Raw genomic sequence first — 871 nt, 5'->3', positions numbered from 1 at the left:
CGCCCGCCTCGTGGGTTTATTCCACGGGGCGGGCTCCTTTTAGGTGTAGAAGCTACACGCTTCTAGACTGAAGTTTTTAGGAAGCGGAAGCCGATGCGGTGGCACTAGAAGTAGCAACCGGATTCACTGTAAGCTTCCAGTCGCCATTCTCATAAACTCCACGAATGATGGCATCTCCAGTAATTTTGCGGTATTCCTTGGGAGACTCCATCACTTTCCCCTTGTATACAGCAAACTCACCGTTCTCCAAAACCATCTTTACATTCCAGATATAGCTATCACCATCGCGGGTCGGTTGAGGCGTATTCATAGCGACAGTAACAGTTTGTTCTTGGCGCCAGACCTCCCCCTTTTGCAAAGCATCATCGAAGCTACCAGGCGTGGGTTCAAGGGTGGTCTTCAATTCTGAAATATCAATACCGCTTTCACGCAAAGGTTCAGTCTTTCCGGTACGCCCATAATATTCAGAAGCGGCGCCAAAGAATGCAATGGACTGGTAGAAGCCTTCCACGCTGTTCTCGTTAGCAACAGCGGGCTTCACAGGTACAGGAACATTCTTGGGCGGCTCGGTACGGGTACCTTCCTTATAACCTGCAGGCTTGGAAGTGTAGCCGTCCAGGACCGCAACGCCGGAGTAGTCGCTACGAACGCTCTTAGATGCGGAAGCAGATGCGCTACCGGATGCATTGCTGGATGCCCTCTCGGATGCGTTGCCGCTGGTTGCTTGCGGCTGAGCACCGCACGCTGCCAGGAGGGTTGCGCCACCGGCGGCTACAACCATGCCGAGTGCGGATCGGCGGGTTACGTTCTTCATGGGTTCTCTCTATCTACGGTGGTGGCGCCCGCCTCGTGGGTTTATTCCACGGGGCGG

The 871-nt window shown here is 54.2% G+C and carries 1 protein-coding gene; it reads right to left on the bottom strand.

Annotated features, from left to right (window positions below; genetic code table 11):
* Positions 1-76: 76 nt before the first annotated feature.
* Positions 77-814, bottom strand: a complete 738-nt coding sequence (locus HMPREF2919_RS01725) for a DUF6318 family protein (RefSeq protein ID WP_049340842.1) — start codon at positions 812-814, stop codon at positions 77-79.
* Positions 815-871 lie beyond the last annotated feature (57 nt).

Origin of the sequence: Rothia sp. HMSC068E02 (assembly GCF_001813565.1) — a bacterium.
Classification (GTDB): Bacteria; Actinomycetota; Actinomycetes; order Actinomycetales; family Micrococcaceae; genus Rothia.
The sequence above is the reverse complement of the archived record's forward strand: the minus strand, read 5'-3'. Positions and strand labels throughout refer to the sequence as shown.

Bases quoted from the DNA above. Each gene is read 5' to 3' on its own strand.
- HMPREF2919_RS01725 (WP_049340842.1), bottom strand. From the start codon at position 814: ATGAAGAACGTAACCCGCCGATCCGCACTCGGCATGGTTGTAGCCGCC.